Source organism: Ruegeria sp. HKCCD6428 (assembly GCF_013110595.1).
GTDB lineage: Bacteria > Pseudomonadota > Alphaproteobacteria > Rhodobacterales > Rhodobacteraceae > Ruegeria.
The window spans coordinates 842590-864763 of the sequence record NZ_WVQX01000001.1 but is presented as its reverse complement, the minus strand read 5'-3'; the positions used below and the strand labels follow the sequence as shown (position 1 = coordinate 864763).

The following is a 22174-nucleotide window of genomic DNA, read 5'->3' as shown; positions in this document are numbered from 1 at the left end:
TCGAGGAGTTTGCAATGAGCAGTCTGATACCGGTCCGCTTTCAGGAGTTTGACTTGGATGCGATGGCGCAGGCCGAAGGGCGGGTGGCCATCATCATTCCGTCGGACGGAAAAATGAACCCTGCGGCGCGTCGGGCCAATCGTCTGACGAAAGGCGCTGTGGCGCGGCTTGTCGAAAGTGAGAAATTCGGAAAGTCCAAGACCGGCGATGTCATCTCGATGGCCTGGCCGGCTGGGATGGCGGCCGAAGCGCTGGACGTCGTGGTGCTGCCGCGCCGTCCGGAAGCCGACGAGGCCCGCAAGGCTGGTGCCGCGCTGGCCAAATCCGCAGTTGGCAAGGACATGCTGGTGATGGTTGGCAATCAGGCGCAGACCGAAAACCTGGCCCTTGGCATGGTGCTGCGCAGTTATGATTTCAACGCGCACAAAACCAAGGACAGCGAAGGCAGCGGTTCGATTACGATCGGACATTCAAAACCCAAGGAAGCCGAAGCAGAGTTTGCACCGCTATACGCGATCGCCGACGGCGTGCGGATGACCCGTGATCTGACCAACGAACCTGCAAATGTTCTGACGACCACGGAATTTGCCGATCGTCTTGTCGAGATGCAGGAGCTGGGCCTGGAAGTCGAAGTTCTGGAAGAGGACAAGCTGGCTGAACTGGGCATGCGCACTTTGCTGAGCGTCGGGCAGGGCTCTGCCAGCCCGTCCAAAGTCGTTGTGATGCACTGGAATGGCGGCGACAAGGACGATGCGCCCTTGGCTTTGGTGGGCAAGGGGGTGGTTTTCGACACAGGTGGCATTTCGCTGAAACCGGCCGGTGGCATGGAAGACATGACCATGGACATGGGCGGTGCCGGTGTTGTCGCGGGCACGATGCGCGCGTTGGCCAAGCGCAAGGCCAAGGCCAATGTGGTGGGCCTTGTCGGGCTTGTCGAGAACATGCCTTCGGGCAATGCCACCCGTCCGGGCGATGTGGTCAAGTCGATGAAGGGCGACACGGTCGAGATCATCAACACCGATGCCGAAGGCCGTTTGGTTCTGTGCGACGTTATGTGGTACGCGCAGGAGCGGTTCAAACCGGTGGGCATGATCGATCTGGCCACCCTGACCGGGGCGATCATCATCGGGCTGGGTCATGAGAATGCAGGTGTGTTTTCCAACAATGACACATTCTGTGACGCCTTCCTGAAATCGGCCCGGGCCGAGGATGAAGGCGCGTGGCGGATGCCGTTGGGCGATGCCTATGACAAGCTGCTCAAATCGCGCATCGCCGACATGAAGAACGTCGGTGGCCGTCCGGCGGGCTCGATCACCGCGGCGCAGTTTCTGCAACGTTTCGTGAAAGAGGATACGCCCTGGATCCATCTGGATATCGCGGGTGTGGCCTCGGTGTCGTCCGAGACATCCTATGCGCCCAAAGGTGCCACGGGCTGGGGTGTGCGCGCGCTGAGCCGGTTCGTGCAGGACAATTTCGAGTAAGCGAATGGGTGCCGTCTATTTCTACCATCTGACCCGCCAGCCGCTGGAGCACACCTTGCCTGTGCTGCTGGACAAGGCGCGACAGGCCGGGTGGAAGATTGCCGTGCGGGGCACCGATCCCGCACGGATGGACTGGCTGGATGAAAAGCTGTGGCTGGGCCCCGAGGACGGGTTCCTGCCGCATGGTCGCGAAGGCGGCCCGCATGACGCCGAGCAGCCGATCCTTCTGACCACCAGCGCCGAGGCCCCCAACGGCGCGGTGTGTGTCATGGCGGTGGACGGCGCGCCGGTCGAACCCGAAGAGGTGTCGGCCCTGGAGCGGGTTTGCATTCTGTTCGACGGCAATGACGACATGGCCGTACAGCACGCGCGCGGGCAGTGGAAGACGCTGACCGGCGCCGGATGCGCCGCGCAATACTGGTCGGAGGAATCCGGGCGGTGGGAAAAGAAGGCCGAAGCCTGACGGGCCGTGCCATTTATCAGGAGATTTGAGGATGCAGATGAAGCCTCTGGGCCGCACCGGGATTGTCGTGAGCGATCTTTGCCTCGGGACGATGACGTTCGGGTCGCAGACCTCGGAATCGGATGCGCACCGACAGATGGACATGGCGCTGGACGCGGGGATCAACTTTGTGGATGCCGCCGAGATGTATCCCGTGAATCCTGTCGCCCAAGAGACAATTGGTCGTACCGAAGAAATTCTTGGAAACTGGAACGCTGCAAATTCGTCGCGCCGGGCGGACTTCGTACTGGCGACCAAGCATTCGGGTGAGGGGTTGTCATATGTTCGCGACGGTGCGCCGATCACCGCCAAGACCATTCCCGAGGCCATCGAAGGGTCTTTGCGGCGGTTGCAGACGGATTACATCGATCTCTACCAGTTCCACTGGCCCAATCGCGGCAGCTATATGTTCCGTCAAAACTGGGATTATGCGCCTTCGGGGCACAATACCGCGGACGTTCTGGATAACATGCAGGAGTGTCTGGAGGCCTTGCAGGTTCAGGTGGACAAAGGCAACATCTGTGCTTTTGGTCTGTCGAATGAAAGCGCGTGGGGTACGGCGCAGTGGCTGAGACTGGCCGAACAGACGGGCACACCGCGTGCGGCGTCGGTGCAGAATGAGTATTCGTTGCTGTGTCGCCTGTTCGATACCGACATGGCCGAGCTGAGCGTACAAGAGGATGTCGGCCTGATGGCGTTTTCGCCCCTGGGTACCGGGTTGCTGACCGGAAAATACCAGGGTGGGGCCGTGCCGGGCGGCTCGCGTATGTCGCTTTCGCCTGAATTGGGCGGGCGCAAGTCTGACCGGGTGTTTGATGCGGTCGCGGCCTATCTGGATGTTGCCGCGCGGCATGACCTGGATCCGACACATATGGCACTGGCCTGGTGCCGCTCGCGGCCGTTCATGATGTCGGCGATTTTTGGCGCGACCACGGTCGCGCAGCTTGAACACGTTTTGGCCGGTGCGGATTTGACGTTGTCAAAGGAGTTGCTGGCCGAGCTGGACGCTGTCCACAAGGCGCACCCGATGCCGTACTGAGGCGAGGGGGCTCTGCCCCCGGCACGCCGCGCGTGCCTCCCCCGGGATATTTCTGGCCAGATGAAGTTGGATCGGGTCAGTGATGGGTGGGGTGCGCGCGCTCTTGCCGTAGGTCGCGGGCAGATTGACCATGTGCGGTGCGGAAAGCGCGGGCGAAACTGGATTGCGAGGCAAAACCGGTGGCCAGCGCGACATCCATCAGTGGAAGGTCGGTGTCGGTGACCAGACGGCGGGCCTCGGCCAGGCGCAGTTGCAGATAGTGATCCTGCGGCGTGGTGTTCAGGCGCAGGCGGAACTGTTGTTGCAGAGTGCGCGGGCTGGTGCCCAGCTGGTCTGCGATGTGGGCCAGTGGCAGGGGATCATCCAGGGATGCCTGCATCAGCGAATTCGCCTTTGCCGTCAGCGCGGTGTGGCGATGTGGAACGCCGGTGCGGCTTTGCGGTGTGCCGGGGTCCGGCGCGCCATCATACAGAAACAGGCCCGAGACACGGGAGGCGAAACCCGCGCCATGACGGGCGGCGATGATGTGCAGCATCATCTCGACAGCGGGAATCGCGCCGCCAGAGGTCAGGCGACCGTCCGAAACGGTGAAACGGTCGGGGCGCACGTCCACGTCGGGGAAACGAGTGGCAAAGTTTTCCAGGTCTTCCCAGTGGGTTGTCGCGGGGTGACCGTCCAGCAGCCCGGCCTCGGCCAGCAACCAGGGGCCGCCGTCAATCCCGGCCATCGTCGCGCCGGTACCGGCAATGCGGCGCAGCCCGGCCAGCAGGCTGGGGGTGGCGTGGCGGGCGAGTTGGAAGCCCGCGACGACAATCATGAGGTCGCAGCCTTGCAGGCGAGCGAGCGGGATGCCGGGCACTTGCAGGGCGCTTGTCAGCATCGCGGGTTCGGCTGTGGCGGTCACATAGTCCCAGTCAAAGGCGGGCCGGTCCGCCAAACGGTTGGCCGCGCGCATCGGATCGACCGCCGAGGCGAAGCTGAGCGTGTTGCATTCGTCCAGCACCAGAACGGCGGTTTTCAGGGCCCGATGTTCGGGTTGCAGTATGTTTTTTGCGGATTGCATCAAGTTCGATTCGCATTCTGCCAAGTGGTTTTCCCAAGGCTGCGCCAGAGTCGGGGCAGAACGCAAATCGGAATCCGGGGAGAAGCCTGGGGAAAACCCAAGGCAAAACCGGGTATAACTTGGGGAAAACGCCATGCCTCTGGAAATGAACCGCGAAGTCTTCATCACCTGCGCCGTGACCGGCTCGGGCGGGACGCAGGATCGAAGCCCTCATGTGCCGCGTTCACCGAAGCAAATTGCCGACAGTGCGATTGCCGCCGCGAAGGCGGGTGCTGCCGTGGTGCACTGCCATGTGCGCGACCCCGAAACAGGTGCCCCGTCGCGCGATCTGGCGCTGTATCGTGAGGTGACCGATCGGATTCGGGATGCCGAGGTGGACGCAGTGCTGAACCTTACGGCTGGCATGGGCGGAGACATGGTGTTCGGCGGTATCGAAAACCCGTTGCCATTGGCCGAGGCTGGAACCGATCTGGTTGGTGCGACCGAGCGTGTGGCGCATGTGGCCGAATGTCTGCCCGAAATCTGCACGCTGGATTGCGGGACGATGAACTTTGCCGAGGCGGATTACGTCATGACCAATACGCCCGGCGCGTTGCGGGCGATGGGGCAGATGATGACCGATCTGGGCGTGAAACCCGAGATCGAGGCCTTTGACACCGGCCATCTGTGGTTTGCCAAGCAACTGGTGAAAGAGGGAATTCTGGAACCCAACGCCCTGGTTCAACTGTGCATGGGCGTGCCGTGGGGCGCGCCGGATGATCTGAACACCTTCATGGCGATGGTAAACAACGTGCCCGATGACTGGACCTTCAGCGCGTTCTCGCTGGGGCGGCATCAGATGGCCTATGTGGCGGCCTCGGTGCTGGCGGGCGGCAATGTGCGCGTGGGGCTCGAGGACAACCTGTGGCTGGACAAGGGTGTGCTGGCCGAAAACTGGCAATTGGTCGAACGCGCAGGCACCATCATCGAGAACATGGGCGCGCGGGTGATCGGGCCGCAGGAAGTGCGTGAGAAGCTGGGTCTGGTCAAACGGGCGCCCAAAGGTTGACCTGTTTGCGTCCCTTGCCATGACCGGTAAGTGCAGGGGCGCCAGCAAGAGGAAGTGAGCAATGCGATCGGTGCTTGTAATCTGCGCGACGGTTCTGGCCGTTTGTCTACCCCGGGTCGGGGTGGCACAGACCGCGGAAGACCCTTTGGCCCGCAAGGACTGCGAAGCCAAAGGGGGAAGCTATGAGGTAGGCGGGCGGATACGGCAGTTTATCTGCTTTGAACCATTGCCCGACGCTGGAAACTCCTGTGAAAAAGCCTCTGACTGCGCAGGGTTCTGCCTGTCGGACACCAAACAATGCAGCGCGGTGACACCGCAATTCGGATGCATTCCGCATCTGGATGAGGCGGGGCGCGCGCAGGTAATCTGTATCGATTAGAGGACAGCATGACAAAGACGGCAGCAATTATCGGTGGCGGTGTCATCGGCGGCGGATGGGCCGCACGGTTCCTGCTCAATGGATGGGACGTTCGGGTGTTCGACCCGGACCCCGAAGCAGAACGCAAAATAGGCGAAGTACTGGACAATGCGCGGCGATCCCTGCCGGGGCTGAGTGACGTTCCGTTGCCGGCCGAGGGCGCACTGAGCTTTCATGACGACATGGCCGACGCCGTACAGGGCGCGATGTGGATCCAGGAAAGCGTGCCAGAGCGGCTGGACTTGAAGCTGAAGGTTTACAAGGGCTTGCAGGAGGCTTGTGATCCAGAAGCGATCATCGGGTCATCGACCAGCGGGTTCAAACCATCCGAGCTTCAGAACGGTGCTTTGCGGCCCGAACAGATCGTCGTGACGCACCCGTTCAATCCAGTCTATCTGCTGCCGCTGATCGAGCTGGTGCCGACCGACAAAAACCCACAGCAGATGATTGAACGGGCCAAAGAATTGCTGACCTCGGTTGGTTTCTTCCCGCTGCATGTCAGGAAAGAGATCGACGCGCATATCGCCGACCGGTTCCTTGAGGCGGTCTGGCGCGAGGCGCTGTGGCTGGTCAAGGATGGCATCGCCACGACCGAAGAGATCGACGAGGCGATCCGGATGGGTTTTGGCATCCGCTGGGCGCAGATGGGATTGTTCGAGACCTACCGCGTGGCCGGAGGTGAAGCGGGAATGCGACATTTCATGGCTCAGTTCGGGCCAGCCTTGAAATGGCCCTGGACCAAACTGATGGACGTGCCGGAATTCACCGATGAACTGGTCGACCTGATCGCCGATCAGTCAGACGCGCAATCAGGGATGCATTCGATCCGTGAACTGGAGCGCATTCGCGACAACAACCTTGTTGGCATGATGCGTGCCCTCAAGGCGCAGAACTATGGTGCGGGGGCGGTGCTGAACCAGCATGATGCGCTGTTGAAACCGGGTGCCCTGCCGTCGCTGGATCAGGCGGATCTGAGCCAGCCGATCCTGACCCTGTCCCGCGCCGTTCCGTTGGACTGGACGGATTACAACGGCCATATGAACGAAGCCAAGTATCTGGAAGCCTTTGCGGCCGCCACGGACCGTTTCATGGAGATCATCGGTTGCGATATGGAGTATATCGCGTCGGGTGGCAGCTATTTCACCGCCGAGAACCACATCCGTTACATCGACGAGGTCCATGCAGGGGCGAAGATCGACGTGCGCACGCAGATGCTGTTGGGGCAGGGCAAGAAGCTGCATGTCTTTCACAGCATGTATGAAGGCGACAAGCTGTTGGCCACGGGCGAGAGCTTTCTGCTGCATGTCAGTCTTGAAACCCGCCGTCCCAGCCCGCCGTCGCCCAAGATCGAAGCAGCGATGGCGCGGATTGCCGAGGCACAGGCCGGTTTGCCTTACCCTGAAGGGGCGGGTGCCGCCATTCGGAAGCCATCGTGACCAGGCGCGTATTGGTAACGGCCGGGGCATCGGGTGTCGGTCATGCCATGGCCGCGGCGTTTGACGTTGCTGGCTATGATGTCTGGGTAACGGATATTGACCAGTTAGCCCTGGAAATCTTGCCCGACCATTGGGTGGCGCACAGGGCTGATGTGACCAACGAGGCCGACATGAGCGCGGTGTTTCAGTCTGTCGGGGCCGCCGGCGGGCTGGATGTTTTGTGCGCAAATGCCGGAATCGCCGGGCCGACCAGCGCGATCGATGATATCGATCTGGATGCATGGCGCGCCTGCGTCGCGGTCAATCTGGACGGGGCCTTTCTGGCCGCCAAACACGCGGCCCCTATAATGAAGTCGGCGCGGGCGGGCAGCATCATTCTGACCTCTTCGACAGCCGGTCAGTACGGCTATCCGTTCCGAGCGCCCTACGCTTCGGCCAAATGGGCGGTCATAGGGTTGATGAAAACCCTGGCGATGGAACTTGGACCGCTGGGCATTCGCGCAAACGCCATTTGCCCGGGTGCCGTGGAAGGCCCGCGCATGGAAGGTGTCTTGGCCCGAGAGGCCGCCGCGAAAGGCATGACCCGCGATGAGGTCTATCAGGGCTATGCCTCGGGCACCTCTATGGGGCGCTTTGTGGAAGCGCAGGATATTGCCAATATGGCCGTCTTTCTTGCTTCAGACGCAGCACGGCTGGTGTCTGGGCAGGTGATTGCGGTGGATGGGCACACGGTCAACCCCGACCCAAAACTGTAGGTCAGCCCTGATTTGGTCCGCGGATCTGGCGGATGGTCTGACGGACCGCCTGCCAATCCTGCGCCTCTTTCTGGTTTCCGGCGGCTTCGCATTCACGCATTTTCTGCGCGGCTTCCGCCTCGGCCCGGTCTCCGTGCGCGGCATACAGCGCGCGCGCGTATTGAGCGGTTTGAATTGCGTCCATTCCTGTGGTCCTCCGTTTGTGATCGGAATGCCCGTTGGTTCGCGCCAAGGGACGATAGCACAGGTTTTGCGCCGCTGCATCAATTCTTGCCGGATACTGCAGTTCTGAGTTGTCGCAAGTGGTCGGGGAAATCGCGGGCGGCCACATCGGCCTCGCGCACAAGTGTGTCGAAGTGCCGTGAAAACGTCTCGATCCGGTCCCGGTCACGGAACGCCATATAGTGACTGCCTGCGTAAAAAACGCACAGCAGCGGCCCAAAAATCGTTACAGGGACCGAATAAAGCCGTTTGGCATCGAACAGATAGATACGCATTCGGGGATAAAGCTGTTCACACAGCTCCAGCAGATGATCGATCTGCTCCTGACGAATCGCCGGACAAAGGCCTTGGTAATACCCCGTGCCGCTTGCAAAGCTTTCGATCTCGAACAATGGCATTGCAATTTCGTAATCAGACTGCGCACTGCGCATCCAGGTCAACCTGTCTTCGGATGCACCGATGGCCTGATCTGCCGTGCGACCCAGATGGGGGGCATATTCCCACTCCAGCACCGCGCGCGTCTTGAGCATGTCAGGCAGGGCGGCCGGAACATAGCGGATCTTGTACCCGGCGGCTTCTTTGTGCCAGTCGAAAATCCGCTCATCGACAAGGGCGCGAGGGGCTTCCGTAAAGGACAGGGAACTGGCCAAAATCTCTGCCGCGCTTTCCGGTCTGTCGGACAGGCTCAGCAACCAGTCAGCCGAGACACCCAGTGCCGCGGCACAGCCACCCACAACATGCGCGTTGGGAAGACGCGCGCCATGACCGGTCAACAACTGAGAAACGGTCGAACGGTCCACGCCGATGTGGCGCGCAAGCGCGCTTTGGCTGACGTGACGGTCCTCCATCGCGCGGGCAAGGCGTAGGCGGAATTGAGCGGCGCGGTCGCGTTTGTCGATGTTTTCCTTCATGCGATGAAAAATATCACAGATGATTAGTTTTGTTAATCATATTCAGAATTTTCAGCGTGAGAAATGAAATGTAACCCCTTTGTAAAAGCAAAAAGAATGGGGTTCGGAATGGAAACGCGGCGAAGATCTGTCGTGAAAGCAATCGTGTGGAATGCCATGGGGCTGGCGACCATGACGCTGGTGGGCCTGATCGCCACGGGGTCGGCCGCCGTCGGCGGGGCATTGGCGCTGGTGAATACCGCCATTGGCCTGGCGCTTTACATTGTCTATGAAAGAATTTGGGCCGGAGTTTCGTGGGGGCGCAATGGCTGAGCCCTCAACACCCAAGTCGCCCGAATGGGGTACATTTGCCCTGATCGTCGGCTGCTATGCCGCATGGCTGGTCGGGCTGTTCTGGTTGGCGGATGTTTCGCTGTGGTTGACGGTGCTGGTTTTGGGCTTTGTTGCCGCCCTGCATTCGTCTTTGACGCACGAAGTCCTGCACGGGCACCCGTTCCGAGCCAAATGGCTGAATGAGGCGCTGATGGCGCTGCCGCTGACCTTGGCCATTCCGTATAACCGTTTTCGCGATCTGCATTTGGCGCATCATCAGGATGCCACTTTGACCGACCCGTATGACGACCCCGAGTCCAACTATCTGGATCCCAAGGTTTGGGCGGACCTGCCGGGTGGCGTGCGGGCTTTGCTGGCCCTGAACAACACGCTTCTGGGGCGAATGGTTCTGGGTCCGGCCATTGGGCAGGTGCTGTTTCTGCGCGACGAATGGCGAGGGCTGCGGCGCGGCGACAGGGCGATCCTGCTGGCCTGGGCATTGCATATCCCCGGCGCGGTTGCAGTACTGTGGATCGTTGCACAGTCGGCCATGCCGATCTGGGCCTATCTGATTTCGGCCTATATCGGGCTGGCGTTGCTGAAAATCCGCACGTTTCTGGAACACCGCGCGCACGAGAAGTCTCGCGCGCGGACCGTGATTATCGAAGACAGCGGGCCGTTGGCGTTTCTGTTTCTGAACAACAACCTGCATGTTGTTCATCACATGAATCCCGCCGCGCCATGGTATCGGCTGCCGTCGTTGTATCGGGATGGCAAAGACAGGTATCTGGCCTGCAATGAGGCGTATGTTTACCGCTCCTATGCACAGATTTTCCGGCAGTATCTACTGCGCGCCAAGGATCCAGTTCCGCATCCGCTCTGGCCAAAGCACTGATTTGGCGACACAACGGGTGACATGAGTCTCTGGATCCCTGTCACCATCGCCGCCGCCAGTTTTCAGACCGTGCGGTTCATGCTGCAAAAATCCTTGAGCAGCGTGAAACTGTCTGCCGCCGGCGCGACCTTTGCGCGATTTGCGTATTCCATGCCGCTGGCCGTTGCTGGGCTGTTTGTGGCGATGCTGACAACGGGCGCCAGCTTGCCTCCGATTGGCGGAGTGTTCTGGCTGTACGCTGTCATCGGAGGCACGGCGCAAATCCTGGCAACGATCTGTGTTGTGGCGTTGTTCAAACAACGAAACTTTGCGGTCGGGATCACCTTCAAGAAAACCGAAGTCATTCAGACCGCGATCGTCGGCTTTCTGGTTTTGGGCGACAGCGTTTCCAGCGGCGCGCTGGTTGCGATCCTGTTGGGGTTGATGGCGGTGCTTTTGCTGTCGAAAACCCCCGGAGGAGGCGGCGCCTGGTGGCGGCATCTGACCAACCGCGCGTCCCAATTGGGGCTTGGATCAGGGGTATTGTTTGCATTTTCCGCCGTCAGCTATCGCGGGGCCTCGTTGCAATTGGGTGATGCCGACGCCTGGTTCCGCGCACTGATCACCCTGGCCGCCGTCGTGACGTTTCAGTTTGTCAGCATGGGCCTGTGGCTGTTGTGGCGCGACCGGGCCGAACTGCGCGCGGTGTGGCAAACCCGATCCACCGGCGTGTTTGTCGGACTGACCAGTCTGGGTGGTTCGTTTTGTTGGTTCTGGGCCTTCACACTGCAAAACGCAGCCTATGTCAAAGCGCTGGGGCAGGTAGAGCTGATCTTCAGCCTGATGGCCTCGATCCTGTTTTTCCGCGAGACGATCACCCGGCGAGAAATCGCCGGGATGTTGCTGTTGGGTGTCTCGATATTGGCCTTGGTGCTGGCGATTTAGCCGGCACGACGCTCGTCAAAGCTCAGGGCAATGAAGCTGGGCAGGTGATCGCCCATACCCACCACGGCCCGGCCATTGTCTTCCTTGCGCCCGCGGCCACGCCCTTTGGGCTCTCGCTCTTTCCGGGTGTCTTTCTTGGCTTCGGAGTCCCGGGCTTTTTTCTCGGGCTTCGGCTTTTCAGGCTTGGGCTCTTCCTTGACCGGATTGTCGATGCGCGGGATGTCCTTCTGGATCAGCTTTTCGATCGCAGCCAGGGCTTTTTCATCGCGGACCGAGCAGATCGTGATGGCCTTGCCTTCGCGCCCGGCGCGACCGGTGCGGCCGATACGGTGCACGTAATCCTCGGGGTGGCCGGGGACGTCGAAATTGAACACGTGGCTGACGGCTGGAACATCCAGACCGCGCGCAGCGACGTCGGACGCAACCAGCAGACGCAATGATCCGTCGCGGAACCCGTCCAGCGTCTTCATCCGCTGCGATTGGTCCAGATCGCCATGGATCGCGGCAGCGTCATAGCCGTATTTCTTCAGCGATTTCGCGCAGATATCGACATCTGTCTTGCGATTGCAGAAGATGATTGCGTTGGTGCACTTTTCGCCCTCTGCGTCGATCAAGGCGCGCAGCACGTTGCGTTTCTGGCTTGCTTCACGGTCCCGACGGCCGCCTTTGAACATGACAACGCCCTGTTCGATCGTCTCGGATGCGGTCGCTTGCCGGGCGACTTCAACCCGGGCAGGGGCGGACAGGAAAGTATCCGTGATGCGCTCGATCTCGGAAGCCATGGTCGCCGAGAAGAACAATGTCTGCCGCGTGAACGGCGTCAGCGAGAAGATGCGTTCGATATCAGGAATAAAGCCCATATCCAGCATCCGATCGGCTTCGTCCACCACCATGATCTGAACACCGGTAAGCAGAAGCTTGCCACGTTCGAAATGGTCCAGCAGGCGGCCCGGAGTGGCGATCAGAACGTCGACGCCGCGATCGATCAGGGCCTCTTGCTCTTTGAAGCTGACGCCACCGATCAACAGCGCCTTGGTCAGTTTCAGGTGTTTGGTATAGGTGTCGAAATTCTCGGCCACCTGGGCGGCCAGTTCCCGCGTCGGACACAGGACCAGCGAGCGCGGCATGCGCGCGCGGGCGCGGCCACGGGCCAGCAGGGTGATCATCGGCAGTGTGAAGCTGGCGGTCTTGCCAGTGCCGGTCTGGGCAATCCCCAAGACATCACGGCCTTCCAGAGCGGGCGGAATCGCGCCTTCCTGGATCGGGGTGGGGGATTCGTATCCGGCCTCTTCAATGGCTTTGAGGACCTTCGGGTTCAGGTTCAGTTCGTTGAATTTTGTCATGTATGTCCGGTTTTTGCGGACACTTGACCTGGCCCGCGCGTCAAAGATGTGCCGGGCCCGGATGGCCATGCGCGTAATGCGACATTTCGGCTTGTACGCGGACATAACAAAAACGTTGATCGGGGTCAAATGAAGAGAATTTCACCTGACCCTGCCTTTTGTCTGCGGTGAATTTCAGCAACAATTCAGCAACTTCCGGGGAAGTGTTTCTGTAGTTTTTCGTCCAGGTTCAAAGGGCGGTGGCGCAGCAGGCCGTGGCGTTCCAGGTTGGCGCGCACCTCTGCGTCCGCGCCGCTCATTTCATTGTAGAACGCACGCAGCCCGACCATGCCCTGTTCGGCCTCGATCCAATTGAGCAGTTCGTTCTTGCTCAGCCCCCCCTGTTCGCGCGGAACATTCGGTGCCATGCCGGCCTGATACGAGCCACGATCCATGCGGAACTGGTAGTGCGCTATCCAGTGGTCCCAGTCCGGGGCATGACGATGGCACAGATCGATCTGCGGAAGTTCGTATTTGCAGGGCAGCAGCACCTTATTCTGAAACAGGTTGTGGATGCGGATGCTCAGGTTTTTCAACCCGGTGCGCACGAACAGCTTTCCCTGAACATGACTCAGGAAACCGCCCATGACGAAGGCGCCGTAATTCGGGTAAATGGTCTCGACCAGCGCTTCGCGGTTCGGGCCATGCGGAATATGAGCTTTGTACAGGTCATCGCCCCCGGCCAAGGCCTCCAACGGGCGGACGCGCACCGCGGGAACCGTGTCTGGAACATCGCGCAGAACATCGGAAATGGGGGCCGCCGGCCAAAGAAACTCATCCACATCGATATGTGTCAACCAATCCAGCCGAGTGTTTCGATAGGCAAAAGTGGCGTGAACCGACTGGCGCACCTGATGCTTTTCCGGCCGTGCGCGTCCGCGTTTTTCCCAAAAGGCGTCATCACAGTTACGGACCCGGACCTTGGGATGCATTCTCAGAGCCCTGAACGTGCGGCGGTTGGGTTCGTCCATGTAGATATATATGAAATCCGCCCCCAGTTCGAGGTGATGGGCCACGAACCGAAGGACGTCTTCGGTTGGTCCCCGGACCATGGAGACAATGCCCCAGGTGGTCATTTGCGCGGTGCGCGGGTGTCGCGCATGCGTTTCAGGCGTCGAAAAACTCCACCTGGGTCCTTGTTCAATTGGATCATCAGGTGATCCACCAGCGGTGCAATCGTGGGATCGTTCATCGCCTTGGTCCAGATCGGAGCGATGAGATTGACGTCAAGCCCGCCTTTTTCAAAGGAAAAGCCTTTCATCTGATAGGGCAGCGGGACGTGGTTCCTGTCCTTGAACTGAAACGGCGTTTCCGGGGCCAGCCCCGAGAAGAGCCGCTCGAACTCATACAGCTTCATCATGCTGAAGAACACGCGCAAGGCATGTCCGACCTCGCGCTGTGTCGGCGTCTGACCGTGATCCGCAAAGGTCTGAACAGACGATACCAGCCAACGCAGGTCGAGGGCGGAAAGAAGATGGTCGGATTGTTCGTCCCACAACCGGCAGAACAGCGCAGGGGCCTGACGCGGAAAGGAGCGTTTTCTGAGATTCGAGATCAGCTGGGCGTTCAGGAAGGCAAGCTCTGACTTTCCGACGAATTCCCGCGCGATCTGAACGCGTTTGCGATCCCAGGTGGTGCTGCGCCCGGGTGGCAATTCGGTGGCGGTGTCGGGCACGATGCGTTTGGCCAGATCATCCAGATCGACGTCAAGCTCGGGCAGGGTCAGGGTGCCGAACTGAAACGGGCTGCGCCGGTTCTCATAGCTGTCCAGCATGTCGGGCAGGCCACCGGGATAGGTCAGTTCGTCGTCACTCATGCGCGCAGGATTGCACAGCCAAACCTGCCTGTGCAATCAGACAGTTGCCTCAGGTCATCATCTCTTTTGTCGCGGTCAGGTTCAGCGCGGGATAGTCACGGACCACCCGATCGATATCCCATTGCAGGCGGGTCAGATAGACGATGTCGCCGTCATGATCATGCGCAATGTGCTGCTTGTTGGCGCCTACGAATTTCTCGACTTCGGCCTTGTCACCGCTCACCCAACGTGCCGAGGTGAACTGCGATGCCTCGAACCGTACCGGCAGGCCATATTCCATCTCGATCCGGCTGGCGAGCACTTCGAACTGCAATGCACCCACGACCCCCACGATAAAGCCCGAGCCGATCGAAGGCTTGAACACCTTGGCCGCACCTTCCTCGGCGAATTGCATCAGGGCTTTTTCCAGATGCTTGGCTTTCATCGGGTCGCCCGCGCGGACGCCTTGCAGCAGTTCCGGCGCAAACGACGGGATGCCGGTCACCCGCAGCGCTTCGCCTTCGGTCAGCGTGTCACCGATGCGCAGCTGCCCGTGGTTGGGAATGCCGATGATGTCACCGGCCCAGGCCTCTTCCGCCAACTCGCGGTCAGAGGCCAGGAACAATACGGGGTTCGAGATCGCCATCGGCTTTTTCGACCGCACATGGGTCAGCTTCATGCCACGCTTGAAGTGACCGCTGGCCATACGGACAAAGGCCACCCGGTCGCGGTGCTTGGGGTCCATATTGGCCTGAACCTTGAACACAAAGCCTGAAACTTTCTTTTCGTCGGGGGAAATCTGGCGGGGTTCTGCGGATTGAACCTGTGGCTGCGGGCCATAGGCGCCGATGCCTTCCATCAGTTCCTTGACGCCGAACGAGTTGATGGCCGAACCGAACCAGATCGGGGTCATGTGGCCTTCCAGTACCGCCTGCGGGTCAAGCGCAGGCAGCAATTCGCGCGCCATCTCGACCTCTTCCAGCAGTTTGTCCAGCAATTCGGCAGGCACATGCTCGGCCAGTTTGGGGTCGTCCAGCCCGTTGATTTCGATGCTTTCCGCCACCTTGTTGCGGTCGGCGCGGTCCATCAGTTCCAGCCGGTCGCGCAGCATGTCATAGCAGCCGATGAAGTCGCGCCCCACGCCGATGGGCCAAGCGGCGGGCGTGACGTCGATGGCCAGCATTTCCTGAATTTCGTCGATGATCTCGAACGTGTCGCGGCTTTCGCGGTCCATCTTGTTGCAGAAGGTCAGGATCGGCAGATCGCGCAAGCGGCAGACCTCGAACAGTTTCTGCGTCTGGCTTTCCACACCTTTCGCGCCGTCGATCACCATGACGGCCGCGTCCACGGCTGTCAGCGTGCGATAGGTGTCTTCCGAGAAATCGCTGTGGCCGGGTGTATCCACAAGGTTGAACCGGAAGTTGCCATAGTCGAACGACATCGCCGAAGCCGAGACCGAGATGCCGCGATCCTTTTCCATCTGCATGAAGTCCGACCGGGTCCGCCGCGCCTCGCCCTTGGCACGCACCTGACCGGCCATCTGGATCGCGCCCCCGTACAGCAGGAACTTTTCCGTCAGCGTCGTCTTGCCCGCATCCGGGTGCGAGATGATGGCGAACGTCCGGCGTCGGGCGATCTCGGGCGGCAGGGTGGGTTGGTTCGAGGTATCAAGCATGAGCGCGCGTATATGCGGGGAATCCTGCCGAAGCAAGACAAAGGGTCTGGTACGAATCATGGGTCTGTGGCAAAAAGAACATATAGTGAACAAATGATGGAGTGGATCAATGAATTTGAAAGAGATTGCCGATGAACTCGTGGCTGGTTGCCGGGAAGACCGGGCCAAGGAAAACCTGTCCAAGCTGTATGCGCCGGATGCGGTGTCGGTCGAAGGGCAGGATTTTCAGGGAATGGGTCGGGAAACCAAAGGGATCGACGCCATCCGTGGCAAGCATGAGTGGTGGGAAAGCGCTCATGAAGTGTCTAGTGCGTCTGTCAGCGATCCGCTTCCTCATGGCGAAGACCGTTTTGCCGTGATTTTCGAAGTGCAGGGCACCGTGAAGGAAACCGGTGAAGCGTTCGATATGCGCGAAGTGGGTGTCTATCACGTCGCCGACGGCAAGATCATCCGGGAAGAGTTCTTCTATTGATCGACGATCCGTTTCTGGTCTTCCCTGTCTGGCCGGTGCTAGACATGCGGCGATGACTGACAGGGAGGATCCGATGGATCTGGGAATTCAAGGAAAACGCGCGCTGGTCTGTGCCAGCAGCAAAGGATTGGGTCTTGGCTGCGCCGAGGCGCTTGCCGCGGCTGGCGTAAACCTCGTGATGAACGCACGTGGTTCCAAGGCGTTGGAGGCTGAGGCCGCGCGCCTGCGGTCAAAACACGGCGTCGAGGTGCAGACCGTGGCCTGCGACGTGACCACGCCCGACGGTCAGGCGCAGGTGATCGAGACCGCGCAGGGCGTTGATATTCTTGTGACAAATGCCGGTGGACCGCCACCCGGATCGTGGTCGGACTGGGAGCGCGATGATTTCATCAAGGCGCTGGATGCCAACATGCTGACGCCGATTGCGTTCATGAAAGCTCTGCTTCCCGGAATGATGGAAAAGGGTTGGGGCCGGGTGGTGAATATCACCTCGCAATCCGTGCGAGCGCCAATTGCGGTTCTGGGTCTGTCAAACGCGGCGCGTACAGGTCTGACGGGCTATGTGGCCGGAACCTCGCGTCAGGTGGCGCCTCACGGGGTGACCATCAACAACCTGCTTCCGGGCATCCATGCCACGGATCGGGCGGATTCTCTGGACAGCGGTGTGGCGGCGCAACAGGGTATTTCGATTGACGAAGCGCGTGCCAACCGTGCGGCGACGATCCCGGTCAGGCGCTATGGTTCACGGCAGGAGTTTGGTGCGACCTGCGCGTTTCTGTGTTCGCAACATGCGGGCTTCATCGTTGGCCAGAATATCCTGCTGGACGGCGGTGCGACCAACCTGACGATGTGATCATGGCGCAGGGTTTTTCGTTGAAAGATCAGTTGTTCAATGCTGAAAAGGTCAGTTTTCTCAGCGCCTTGTTCTTGGATGCTGAACCGGGTTTCGACGCCTCTGCGTTTCAGGCACAGGTCATGTCGCGCCTGCCTGAACTGGAACTGAAACAGCGTATGAGCTGGATCGCGACATGCCTGCAACAGGCCGTGCCGGGTGACTTGCCGACAGTCGCCCCGGTGATTTTGCGGTCTTTGCCGCCTCCGCTGGACCCTGCCAGATCGGATGATGATTTTGGCGATTTCATTTTCGCGCCGCTGGGTGAATGGGTCGCGGCCATCGGGCTGGATCACGTCGATCTGTCTCTGGATGTGTTGGAGGAGCTGACGCAGCGGTTTTCGATGGAATGGGCCATTCGGCCTTTCCTGAACCATGCCCCGGACAGGGTGCTTGGGCGGATGCAGGACTGGTGCACCCACAGCAGCTATCACGTGCGCCGATTGGTCAGCGAGGGAACGCGGCCCCGTCTGCCATGGGGGCAGGGCATCGGTCTGGGTCTGACGGACCCGTTGCCGCTGTTGGACAGGTTGCACGGCGATCCGACCCGGTATGTGACGCGGTCGGTGGCCAACCATTTGAATGATATTGCCAAGAAAGACCCGGGCTTGGTCCTGGCGCGTCTGGACAAGTGGCGCACCGAGGCGCGACAGACCGCGGCAGAGCTGGAGTGGATGACCTCTCATACGCTGCGCGGATTGGTCAAGGCCGGGCACCCAGAGGCGATGAAGATGCTGGGATATGACCCAGATGCGGATATCGCCGTGACAATTGATCTGAGTTCCGAGGCCCGTATTGGCGAAGCGCTGGAGTTTTCCGTTGATCTGACCGGGGTGGGGAAACAACCGGTTCTGGTGGATTATATTATTTATTTTCAGCGCCCTGCGGGAAAAACATCACCCAAGGTGTACAAGCTGAAACAGGCGGCTTTGAACAACGGCAGGCTCACATTGGCCAAGCGTCACAGGCTGAAGGGTGATGCCTCTACCTTCAGGCTAATCCCCGGCGCGCATCGGCTTGAGGTTCAGGTGAACGGCGTTGTCCGTGCCGGCGTGGACTTTGAGTTGTTGGGTTAGTTGGGCGCAGGAACACTCACGCTTTCGTCAGAACGACCGTGGCCGGATTGCGAATGCAAGGCCGCTGCACTAGCTGCGTACAGACACGCATGACGGGGAAGCAGCGATGAAACACGATTCGGTACGGAATTATTACGGTGAAGTCCTGCAAAGCAGTGCGGACTTGCAGACCAACGCCTGTTGCACGCCGGACGACATGCCGGATCATCTCAAGCGGATAGTGTCCAGGATTCATGACGATGTGCTGACCCGATATTACGGGTGCGGTCTGATCGCGCCTCAGGATCTCGAGGGCATGTCGATCCTCGATCTTGGCTGTGGGGCGGGGCGCGACGTCTATGCGCTGTCTGCCATGGTTGGTGTAAAAGGCCGGGTCGTCGGTGTGGACATGACACCCGAACAACTGGACGTTGCCCGCGCGCATCAGGACTATCACGCCCAAGCCTTTGGGCACGCCAAAAGCAACGTTGAATTCCATCACGGCTATATCGAGAAGCTGGAGGAACTGGATCTGGAACCCGGATCGTTCGACATCATCGTCTCGAACTGCGTCATTAACCTGGCGACCGACAAGGATGCCGTGCTGCGCGGCGCGCATCGGTTGCTGAAAGAAGGCGGCGAGATGTATTTCTCGGACGTCTATGCCGACCGCCGTGTCCCGAAGGCGATGGCCGAGGATGAGGTTTTGTATGGCGAATGCCTGTCGGGTGCATTGTACTGGAATGATTTCCTGTCGATGGCGCGCAAGGCAGGTTTCGGTGATCCGCGCCGGGTGACGCACCGCGCGCTGACCATCGAGAATCCTGCGCTGGAAGAACGTGTTGCCCCGCTCAGATTCCTGTCGGCGACCTACCGTCTGTTCAAGATGCCGGCGCTGGAACCGGCCTGCGAGGATTACGGCCAGGCGGTGATCTACAAAGGCACTGTTCCCACCGCGCCGCATGCGTTTGTACTGGACGATCACCATGTCATCGAAACCGGCAAGGTCTTTCCGGTCTGCGGCAATACCTGGATGATGCTGCGGGACACGCGGTTTGCCCGCCATTTCGACTTTATCGGCGATTTTTCCACCCATTTCGGCATTTTCGAAGGCTGTGGCGGTGAAAGCCCGTTCGAGGCAACAGGCGAAACCGCATCATCCGGCGGTTGCTGCTGATCTCTTGCACCTGAGGGGCGGGGTTGCTATCCCCGCCCAAGCCCGATGGATTTGATCGGGAAAGGCAATGGGGTCCATCGGTGACAGGTAACGCAACTCCTCCGCGTCTGGAAATTCGCAACATTATTCGCCGGTTCGAGGGGCGGGTTGTTGTGGATGACGTGTCATTGACCGTGCAGGCCGGCAAGGTAACCTGTTTGCTGGGGCCGTCTGGCTGCGGGAAATCCACCACCCTGCGCATGATTGCCGGGGTCGAGATGCAGGACTCGGGCGAGATTTACGTCGATGGCAAGCTGATCTGCGACACCGTGTTTCGGGTGCCCCCAGAGCGGCGCGAGATCGGGTTGATGTTTCAGGACTTTGCGCTGTTTCCTCATCTGAGCGTGGCCAACAACGTGGCCTTTGGCCTAAAAGGCAGCAAGGACGAAAAACGAGCCCGGGTCGAAGAGCTTTTGCGCAAAGTGGACCTGATGCGGTTCATCGACGGGTTCCCACATCAGTTGTCGGGCGGCGAGCAACAACGTGTGGCCCTGGCCCGCGCTTTGGCGCCACGGCCCCGGATCATGTTGATGGACGAGCCCTTTTCGGGCCTCGACAACCGTCTGCGCGACGGTATTCGGGATGAGACGCTGTCCATTCTCAAGGAAGAGGATGCGGCCGTTCTGCTGGTTACACATGAACCGGAAGAGGCGATGCGGATGGCGGATGAGATCGCGCTGATGCGGCGCGGCAAGATCGTCCAGCAGGGCGCGCCATACAATGTCTATACCCGGCCGGCGGACAAGGCGGCCGTGGCCTTTTTCAGTGATGTCAACGTGTTGCGGGCGCAGGTGAACGGAGCGCTGGCAGACACGCCGTTCGGCCAGTTTCTGGCGCCGGGTATTCCGGATGGAACGGATGTCGAGATCGTATTTCGCCCCCAGCATGTCAAACTGGATTTCGACCGCAACGGCAAGGGTCCGCTGCCGACCGCGACCGATGGCGTTGCTGCGCGGGGCGTGGTCGAACGTGCGCGTTTTCTGGGAAACGAAAGCCTGGTCGAGTTTCGCATGGATTACGACGGCTCGATCCTCAGGGCGACGGTCCCCAATGTCTTTGTGCCCAATCCGGGCCGTGTCATGTGGCTGACCATTCGCCGTGACAAATGTTTCGTTTTCCCCGAGGCGCAGAGTTAACCTCGCGATTTCCGTGCAAGTGGTGCGCGAAAGCCTCAGATTGCAGGGCCGCGTCGCTTGCCGCATCGCGGGGCTGGGTCTATCAAGGGCCAAACGCGGGGGTAAATCGGGCACATGCGTATTCTTCTGACCAATGATGACGGGATCAACGCTCCGGGCTTGATCACGCTGGAGGCGATCGCTGCCGAACTGGCAGGTCCGGATGGTGAGGTCTGGGTGGTCGCGCCCGCCTTTGAACAATCCGGGGTCGGGCATTGCATCAGCTATACCCATCCCACGATGATCGCCAAGTTGGGAGAACGGCGTTATGCGGCGGAGGGGTCGCCTGCGGATTGTGTGTTGGCAGGGCTGCATGACGTGATGTCAGACTGCCCGCCGGATCTTGTCCTGTCCGGCGTGAACCGGGGCAACAACTCGGCCGAGAACACGCTTTATTCGGGCACTATCGGCGGCGCGATGGAAGCGGCGCTGCAGGGGGTTCCTGCGATTGCTCTGTCACAGTATTTCGGCCCGCGAAATCTGGGGCTGGACGACTCGTTCGAGGCTGCCGCGCGGTTCGGGGCCGATCTGGTCCGGCGTATTTTGGATGCAACCCCGGCCGAGCAGGGCGATTACCGCCTGTTTTACAACGTGAACTTCCCACCTGTCCCGGCAGATGAAGTGCGCGGTACGCGCGTTGCCGCGCAGGGTTTCCGGCGCGACACGCATTTTTCGGTCGAACCGCACAGCTCGCCCTCGGGGCGGCGGTTCCTGTGGATCAAGGGCGGCTATCAGCATAACCCGACTGCGCCGGGAACGGATGCTGCGGTCAATCTGGAAGGCTATATCTCGGTTACACCGATGCGCGCCGACTTGACCGCATATGACATGCTGGAGGCATTGAAGGCGGTCGAATGAGCGGACTGGACCCGGAAACCGTGATGCAGTTCCTGTTTGCCCTGCGCAAACGGGGGGTCACGGATGCGCGCGTTCTGGAGGCAATGGAACAGGTTGATCGGGGCCGCTTTGTCACCGGCCTGTTCGCAGATCGCGCTTACGAGGACATGCCATTGCCGATCTCCTGCGGTCAGACGATCAGTCAGCCGTCGGTCGTTGGTCTCATGACGCAGGCGCTGGACGTTCGGCCGCGCGATACCGTGCTCGAGATCGGAACAGGGTCAGGTTACCAGGCCGCAATCCTGTCGAAACTGGCGCGCAGGGTCTATACGGTCGAACGCCATCGGCGGCTGGTCAGCGAGACAGGGAAGCTTTTTGCCGATCTGGGGCTTACGAATATCACGGCCATGCTGTCGGATGGATCCTTTGGCTTGCCGGAACAGGCTCCGTTTGATCGGATCATCGTAACGGCCGCGGCCGAAGACCCTCCGGGACCGCTCTTGGCGCAGCTGAAAATCGGGGGTATTATGGTTTTACCCGTGGGTCAGTCGGACACGGTGCAGCAGTTGATCAAAGTAACGCGCACCGAGGCCGGTCTGGACTATGAAGAATTGACGTCGGTCCGTTTCGTGCCTCTGCTTGAGGGGCTTGGCAAGGACGAGGCGTAAC

The 22174-nt window shown here is 60.2% G+C and carries 24 protein-coding genes; 17 read left to right on the top strand and 7 right to left on the bottom strand.

What is annotated here, in order from left to right:
• The first annotated feature begins 14 nt into the window (after nt 1–14).
• The 3 genes from GS620_RS04240 to GS620_RS04230 are packed head-to-tail and all read left to right on the top strand — an operon-like array spanning nt 15 to nt 3022.
• On the top strand, nt 15–1481 hold the full coding sequence (locus GS620_RS04240; protein ID WP_171614222.1) for a leucyl aminopeptidase: 1467 nt from the start codon (nt 15–17) through the stop codon (nt 1479–1481).
• A 4-nt stretch (nt 1482–1485) separates the two neighbouring features.
• Nucleotides 1486–1944, top strand: coding sequence for a DNA polymerase III subunit chi (locus GS620_RS04235; RefSeq protein WP_171167813.1), 459 nt, complete (start codon nt 1486–1488; stop codon nt 1942–1944).
• 31 nt (nt 1945–1975) lie between these two features.
• Nucleotides 1976–3022: an aldo/keto reductase gene (locus GS620_RS04230; protein ID WP_171614220.1), complete on the top strand. Its 1047-nt coding sequence runs from the start codon at nt 1976–1978 to the stop codon at nt 3020–3022.
• A 76-nt stretch (nt 3023–3098) separates the two neighbouring features.
• Here GS620_RS04230 and GS620_RS04225 read toward each other — a convergent pair whose 3' ends face one another.
• A complete protein-coding gene (locus GS620_RS04225; protein WP_171614218.1) occupies nt 3099–4085 on the bottom strand; it encodes a GlxA family transcriptional regulator in 987 nt (328 codons plus the stop codon).
• Nucleotides 4086–4218: 133 nt separating this feature from the next.
• Here GS620_RS04225 and GS620_RS04220 point away from each other — a divergent pair, with 133 nt between their 5' ends.
• The 4 genes from GS620_RS04220 to GS620_RS04205 all read left to right on the top strand — a co-directional run bounded on the left by GS620_RS04220 (nt 4219) and on the right by GS620_RS04205 (nt 7742).
• Nucleotides 4219–5133: a 3-keto-5-aminohexanoate cleavage protein gene (locus tag GS620_RS04220; RefSeq protein ID WP_152458196.1), complete on the top strand. Its 915-nt coding sequence runs from the start codon at nt 4219–4221 to the stop codon at nt 5131–5133.
• 61 nt (nt 5134–5194) lie between these two features.
• On the top strand, nt 5195–5512 hold the full coding sequence (locus tag GS620_RS04215; RefSeq protein WP_171614216.1) for a hypothetical protein: 318 nt from the start codon (nt 5195–5197) through the stop codon (nt 5510–5512).
• A gap of 8 nt (nt 5513–5520) precedes the next feature.
• Nucleotides 5521–6987, top strand: coding sequence for a carnitine 3-dehydrogenase (locus tag GS620_RS04210; protein ID WP_171614214.1), 1467 nt, complete (start codon nt 5521–5523; stop codon nt 6985–6987).
• Nucleotides 6984–7742: an SDR family oxidoreductase gene (locus tag GS620_RS04205; protein ID WP_171614212.1), complete on the top strand. Its 759-nt coding sequence runs from the start codon at nt 6984–6986 to the stop codon at nt 7740–7742. The genes GS620_RS04210 and GS620_RS04205 overlap by 4 nt, the downstream gene beginning before the upstream one ends.
• Nucleotide 7743: 1 nt before the next feature.
• On the opposite strand, the gene GS620_RS04200 is transcribed toward GS620_RS04205, so the two are convergent.
• The gene (locus tag GS620_RS04200) at nt 7744–7926 is read right to left on the bottom strand and encodes a hypothetical protein (protein WP_117868740.1); all 183 of its coding nucleotides are present in this window, start codon (nt 7924–7926) and stop codon (nt 7744–7746) included.
• Between the two features lie 79 nt (nt 7927–8005).
• On the bottom strand, nt 8006–8875 hold the full coding sequence (locus tag GS620_RS04195) for a helix-turn-helix domain-containing protein (protein WP_171614210.1): 870 nt from the start codon (nt 8873–8875) through the stop codon (nt 8006–8008).
• A gap of 108 nt (nt 8876–8983) precedes the next feature.
• On the opposite strand from GS620_RS04195, the gene GS620_RS04190 reads away from it, so the two are divergent.
• From GS620_RS04190 to GS620_RS04180, 3 genes are read left to right on the top strand one after another with little or no spacing between them, the layout of a single operon-like run.
• A complete protein-coding gene (locus tag GS620_RS04190; protein ID WP_171614208.1) occupies nt 8984–9187 on the top strand; it encodes a DUF2061 domain-containing protein in 204 nt (67 codons plus the stop codon).
• Complete coding sequence (locus tag GS620_RS04185) at nt 9180–10082, top strand: fatty acid desaturase (RefSeq protein ID WP_171614206.1); 903 nt, start codon at nt 9180–9182, stop codon at nt 10080–10082. Before GS620_RS04190 ends, GS620_RS04185 begins: the two co-directional genes overlap by 8 nt.
• Nucleotides 10083–10103: 21 nt before the next feature.
• Entirely contained in the window at nt 10104–11006 is a 903-nt protein-coding gene (locus tag GS620_RS04180) for an EamA family transporter (protein WP_152458189.1), read from the top strand.
• Here the strand turns inward: GS620_RS04180 and GS620_RS04175 are convergent.
• The 4 genes from GS620_RS04175 to GS620_RS04160 form a co-directional block, all read right to left on the bottom strand.
• Nucleotides 11003–12349, bottom strand: coding sequence for a DEAD/DEAH box helicase (locus GS620_RS04175; RefSeq protein WP_152458188.1), 1347 nt, complete (start codon nt 12347–12349; stop codon nt 11003–11005). The genes GS620_RS04180 and GS620_RS04175 overlap by 4 nt on opposite strands.
• 185 nt (nt 12350–12534) lie before the next feature.
• Nucleotides 12535–13440 carry a glycosyltransferase family 2 protein gene (locus GS620_RS04170; RefSeq protein WP_171614204.1) on the bottom strand — a complete coding sequence of 302 codons (906 nt, stop codon included), beginning with the start codon at nt 13438–13440 and terminating at the stop codon, nt 12535–12537.
• A 20-nt stretch (nt 13441–13460) separates the two neighbouring features.
• Nucleotides 13461–14204, bottom strand: coding sequence for a hypothetical protein (locus GS620_RS04165; RefSeq protein WP_171614202.1), 744 nt, complete (start codon nt 14202–14204; stop codon nt 13461–13463).
• Between the two features lie 49 nt (nt 14205–14253).
• Nucleotides 14254–15858, bottom strand: coding sequence for a peptide chain release factor 3 (locus GS620_RS04160; protein ID WP_171167837.1), 1605 nt, complete (start codon nt 15856–15858; stop codon nt 14254–14256).
• A gap of 109 nt (nt 15859–15967) precedes the next feature.
• Here GS620_RS04160 and GS620_RS04155 point away from each other — a divergent pair, with 109 nt between their 5' ends.
• The 7 genes from GS620_RS04155 to GS620_RS04125 all read left to right on the top strand — a co-directional run bounded on the left by GS620_RS04155 (nt 15968) and on the right by GS620_RS04125 (nt 22173).
• Nucleotides 15968–16330 carry a nuclear transport factor 2 family protein gene (locus tag GS620_RS04155; protein WP_171204874.1) on the top strand — a complete coding sequence of 121 codons (363 nt, stop codon included), beginning with the start codon at nt 15968–15970 and terminating at the stop codon, nt 16328–16330.
• A 73-nt stretch (nt 16331–16403) separates the two neighbouring features.
• The gene (locus GS620_RS04150) at nt 16404–17183 is read left to right on the top strand and encodes an SDR family oxidoreductase (RefSeq protein WP_171614201.1); all 780 of its coding nucleotides are present in this window, start codon (nt 16404–16406) and stop codon (nt 17181–17183) included.
• A gap of 2 nt (nt 17184–17185) precedes the next feature.
• Complete coding sequence (locus GS620_RS04145; protein WP_171614200.1) at nt 17186–18298, top strand: hypothetical protein; 1113 nt, start codon at nt 17186–17188, stop codon at nt 18296–18298.
• 106 nt (nt 18299–18404) lie between these two features.
• A complete protein-coding gene (locus tag GS620_RS04140; protein WP_171614199.1) occupies nt 18405–19454 on the top strand; it encodes a methyltransferase domain-containing protein in 1050 nt (349 codons plus the stop codon).
• A gap of 80 nt (nt 19455–19534) precedes the next feature.
• A complete protein-coding gene (locus tag GS620_RS04135) occupies nt 19535–20629 on the top strand; it encodes an ABC transporter ATP-binding protein (RefSeq protein WP_171231521.1) in 1095 nt (364 codons plus the stop codon).
• 114 nt (nt 20630–20743) lie between these two features.
• A complete protein-coding gene (gene surE / locus GS620_RS04130; protein ID WP_171328181.1) occupies nt 20744–21526 on the top strand; it encodes a 5'/3'-nucleotidase SurE in 783 nt (260 codons plus the stop codon).
• Nucleotides 21523–22173, top strand: a complete 651-nt coding sequence (locus GS620_RS04125) for a protein-L-isoaspartate(D-aspartate) O-methyltransferase (RefSeq protein ID WP_152458180.1) — start codon at nt 21523–21525, stop codon at nt 22171–22173. The genes surE and GS620_RS04125 overlap by 4 nt, the downstream gene beginning before the upstream one ends.
• Nucleotide 22174: the final 1 nt, after the last annotated feature.

Bases quoted from the DNA above. Each gene is read 5' to 3' on its own strand.
- GS620_RS04190 (WP_171614208.1), top strand. From the start codon at position 8,984: ATGGAAACGCGGCGAAGATCTGTCGTGAAAGCAATCGTGTGGAATGCC.
- GS620_RS04185 (WP_171614206.1), top strand. From the start codon at position 9,180: ATGGCTGAGCCCTCAACACCCAAGTCGCCCGAATGGGGTACATTTGCC.
- GS620_RS04220 (WP_152458196.1), top strand. From the start codon at position 4,219: ATGCCTCTGGAAATGAACCGCGAAGTCTTCATCACCTGCGCCGTGACC.
- GS620_RS04170 (WP_171614204.1), bottom strand. From the start codon at position 13,440: ATGGTCCGGGGACCAACCGAAGACGTCCTTCGGTTCGTGGCCCATCAC.
- GS620_RS04235 (WP_171167813.1), top strand. From the start codon at position 1,486: ATGGGTGCCGTCTATTTCTACCATCTGACCCGCCAGCCGCTGGAGCAC.
- GS620_RS04160 (WP_171167837.1), bottom strand. From the start codon at position 15,858: ATGCTTGATACCTCGAACCAACCCACCCTGCCGCCCGAGATCGCCCGA.
- GS620_RS04145 (WP_171614200.1), top strand. From the start codon at position 17,186: ATGGCGCAGGGTTTTTCGTTGAAAGATCAGTTGTTCAATGCTGAAAAG.
- GS620_RS04225 (WP_171614218.1), bottom strand. From the start codon at position 4,085: ATGCAATCCGCAAAAAACATACTGCAACCCGAACATCGGGCCCTGAAA.
- GS620_RS04125 (WP_152458180.1), top strand. From the start codon at position 21,523: ATGAGCGGACTGGACCCGGAAACCGTGATGCAGTTCCTGTTTGCCCTG.
- GS620_RS04230 (WP_171614220.1), top strand. From the start codon at position 1,976: ATGCAGATGAAGCCTCTGGGCCGCACCGGGATTGTCGTGAGCGATCTT.
- GS620_RS04215 (WP_171614216.1), top strand. From the start codon at position 5,195: ATGCGATCGGTGCTTGTAATCTGCGCGACGGTTCTGGCCGTTTGTCTA.
- GS620_RS04195 (WP_171614210.1), bottom strand. From the start codon at position 8,875: ATGAAGGAAAACATCGACAAACGCGACCGCGCCGCTCAATTCCGCCTA.
- surE (WP_171328181.1), top strand. From the start codon at position 20,744: ATGCGTATTCTTCTGACCAATGATGACGGGATCAACGCTCCGGGCTTG.
- GS620_RS04180 (WP_152458189.1), top strand. From the start codon at position 10,104: ATGAGTCTCTGGATCCCTGTCACCATCGCCGCCGCCAGTTTTCAGACC.
- GS620_RS04155 (WP_171204874.1), top strand. From the start codon at position 15,968: ATGAATTTGAAAGAGATTGCCGATGAACTCGTGGCTGGTTGCCGGGAA.
- GS620_RS04165 (WP_171614202.1), bottom strand. From the start codon at position 14,204: ATGAGTGACGACGAACTGACCTATCCCGGTGGCCTGCCCGACATGCTG.
- GS620_RS04240 (WP_171614222.1), top strand. From the start codon at position 15: ATGAGCAGTCTGATACCGGTCCGCTTTCAGGAGTTTGACTTGGATGCG.
- GS620_RS04140 (WP_171614199.1), top strand. From the start codon at position 18,405: ATGAAACACGATTCGGTACGGAATTATTACGGTGAAGTCCTGCAAAGC.
- GS620_RS04200 (WP_117868740.1), bottom strand. From the start codon at position 7,926: ATGGACGCAATTCAAACCGCTCAATACGCGCGCGCGCTGTATGCCGCG.
- GS620_RS04150 (WP_171614201.1), top strand. From the start codon at position 16,404: ATGGATCTGGGAATTCAAGGAAAACGCGCGCTGGTCTGTGCCAGCAGC.
- GS620_RS04210 (WP_171614214.1), top strand. From the start codon at position 5,521: ATGACAAAGACGGCAGCAATTATCGGTGGCGGTGTCATCGGCGGCGGA.
- GS620_RS04175 (WP_152458188.1), bottom strand. From the start codon at position 12,349: ATGACAAAATTCAACGAACTGAACCTGAACCCGAAGGTCCTCAAAGCC.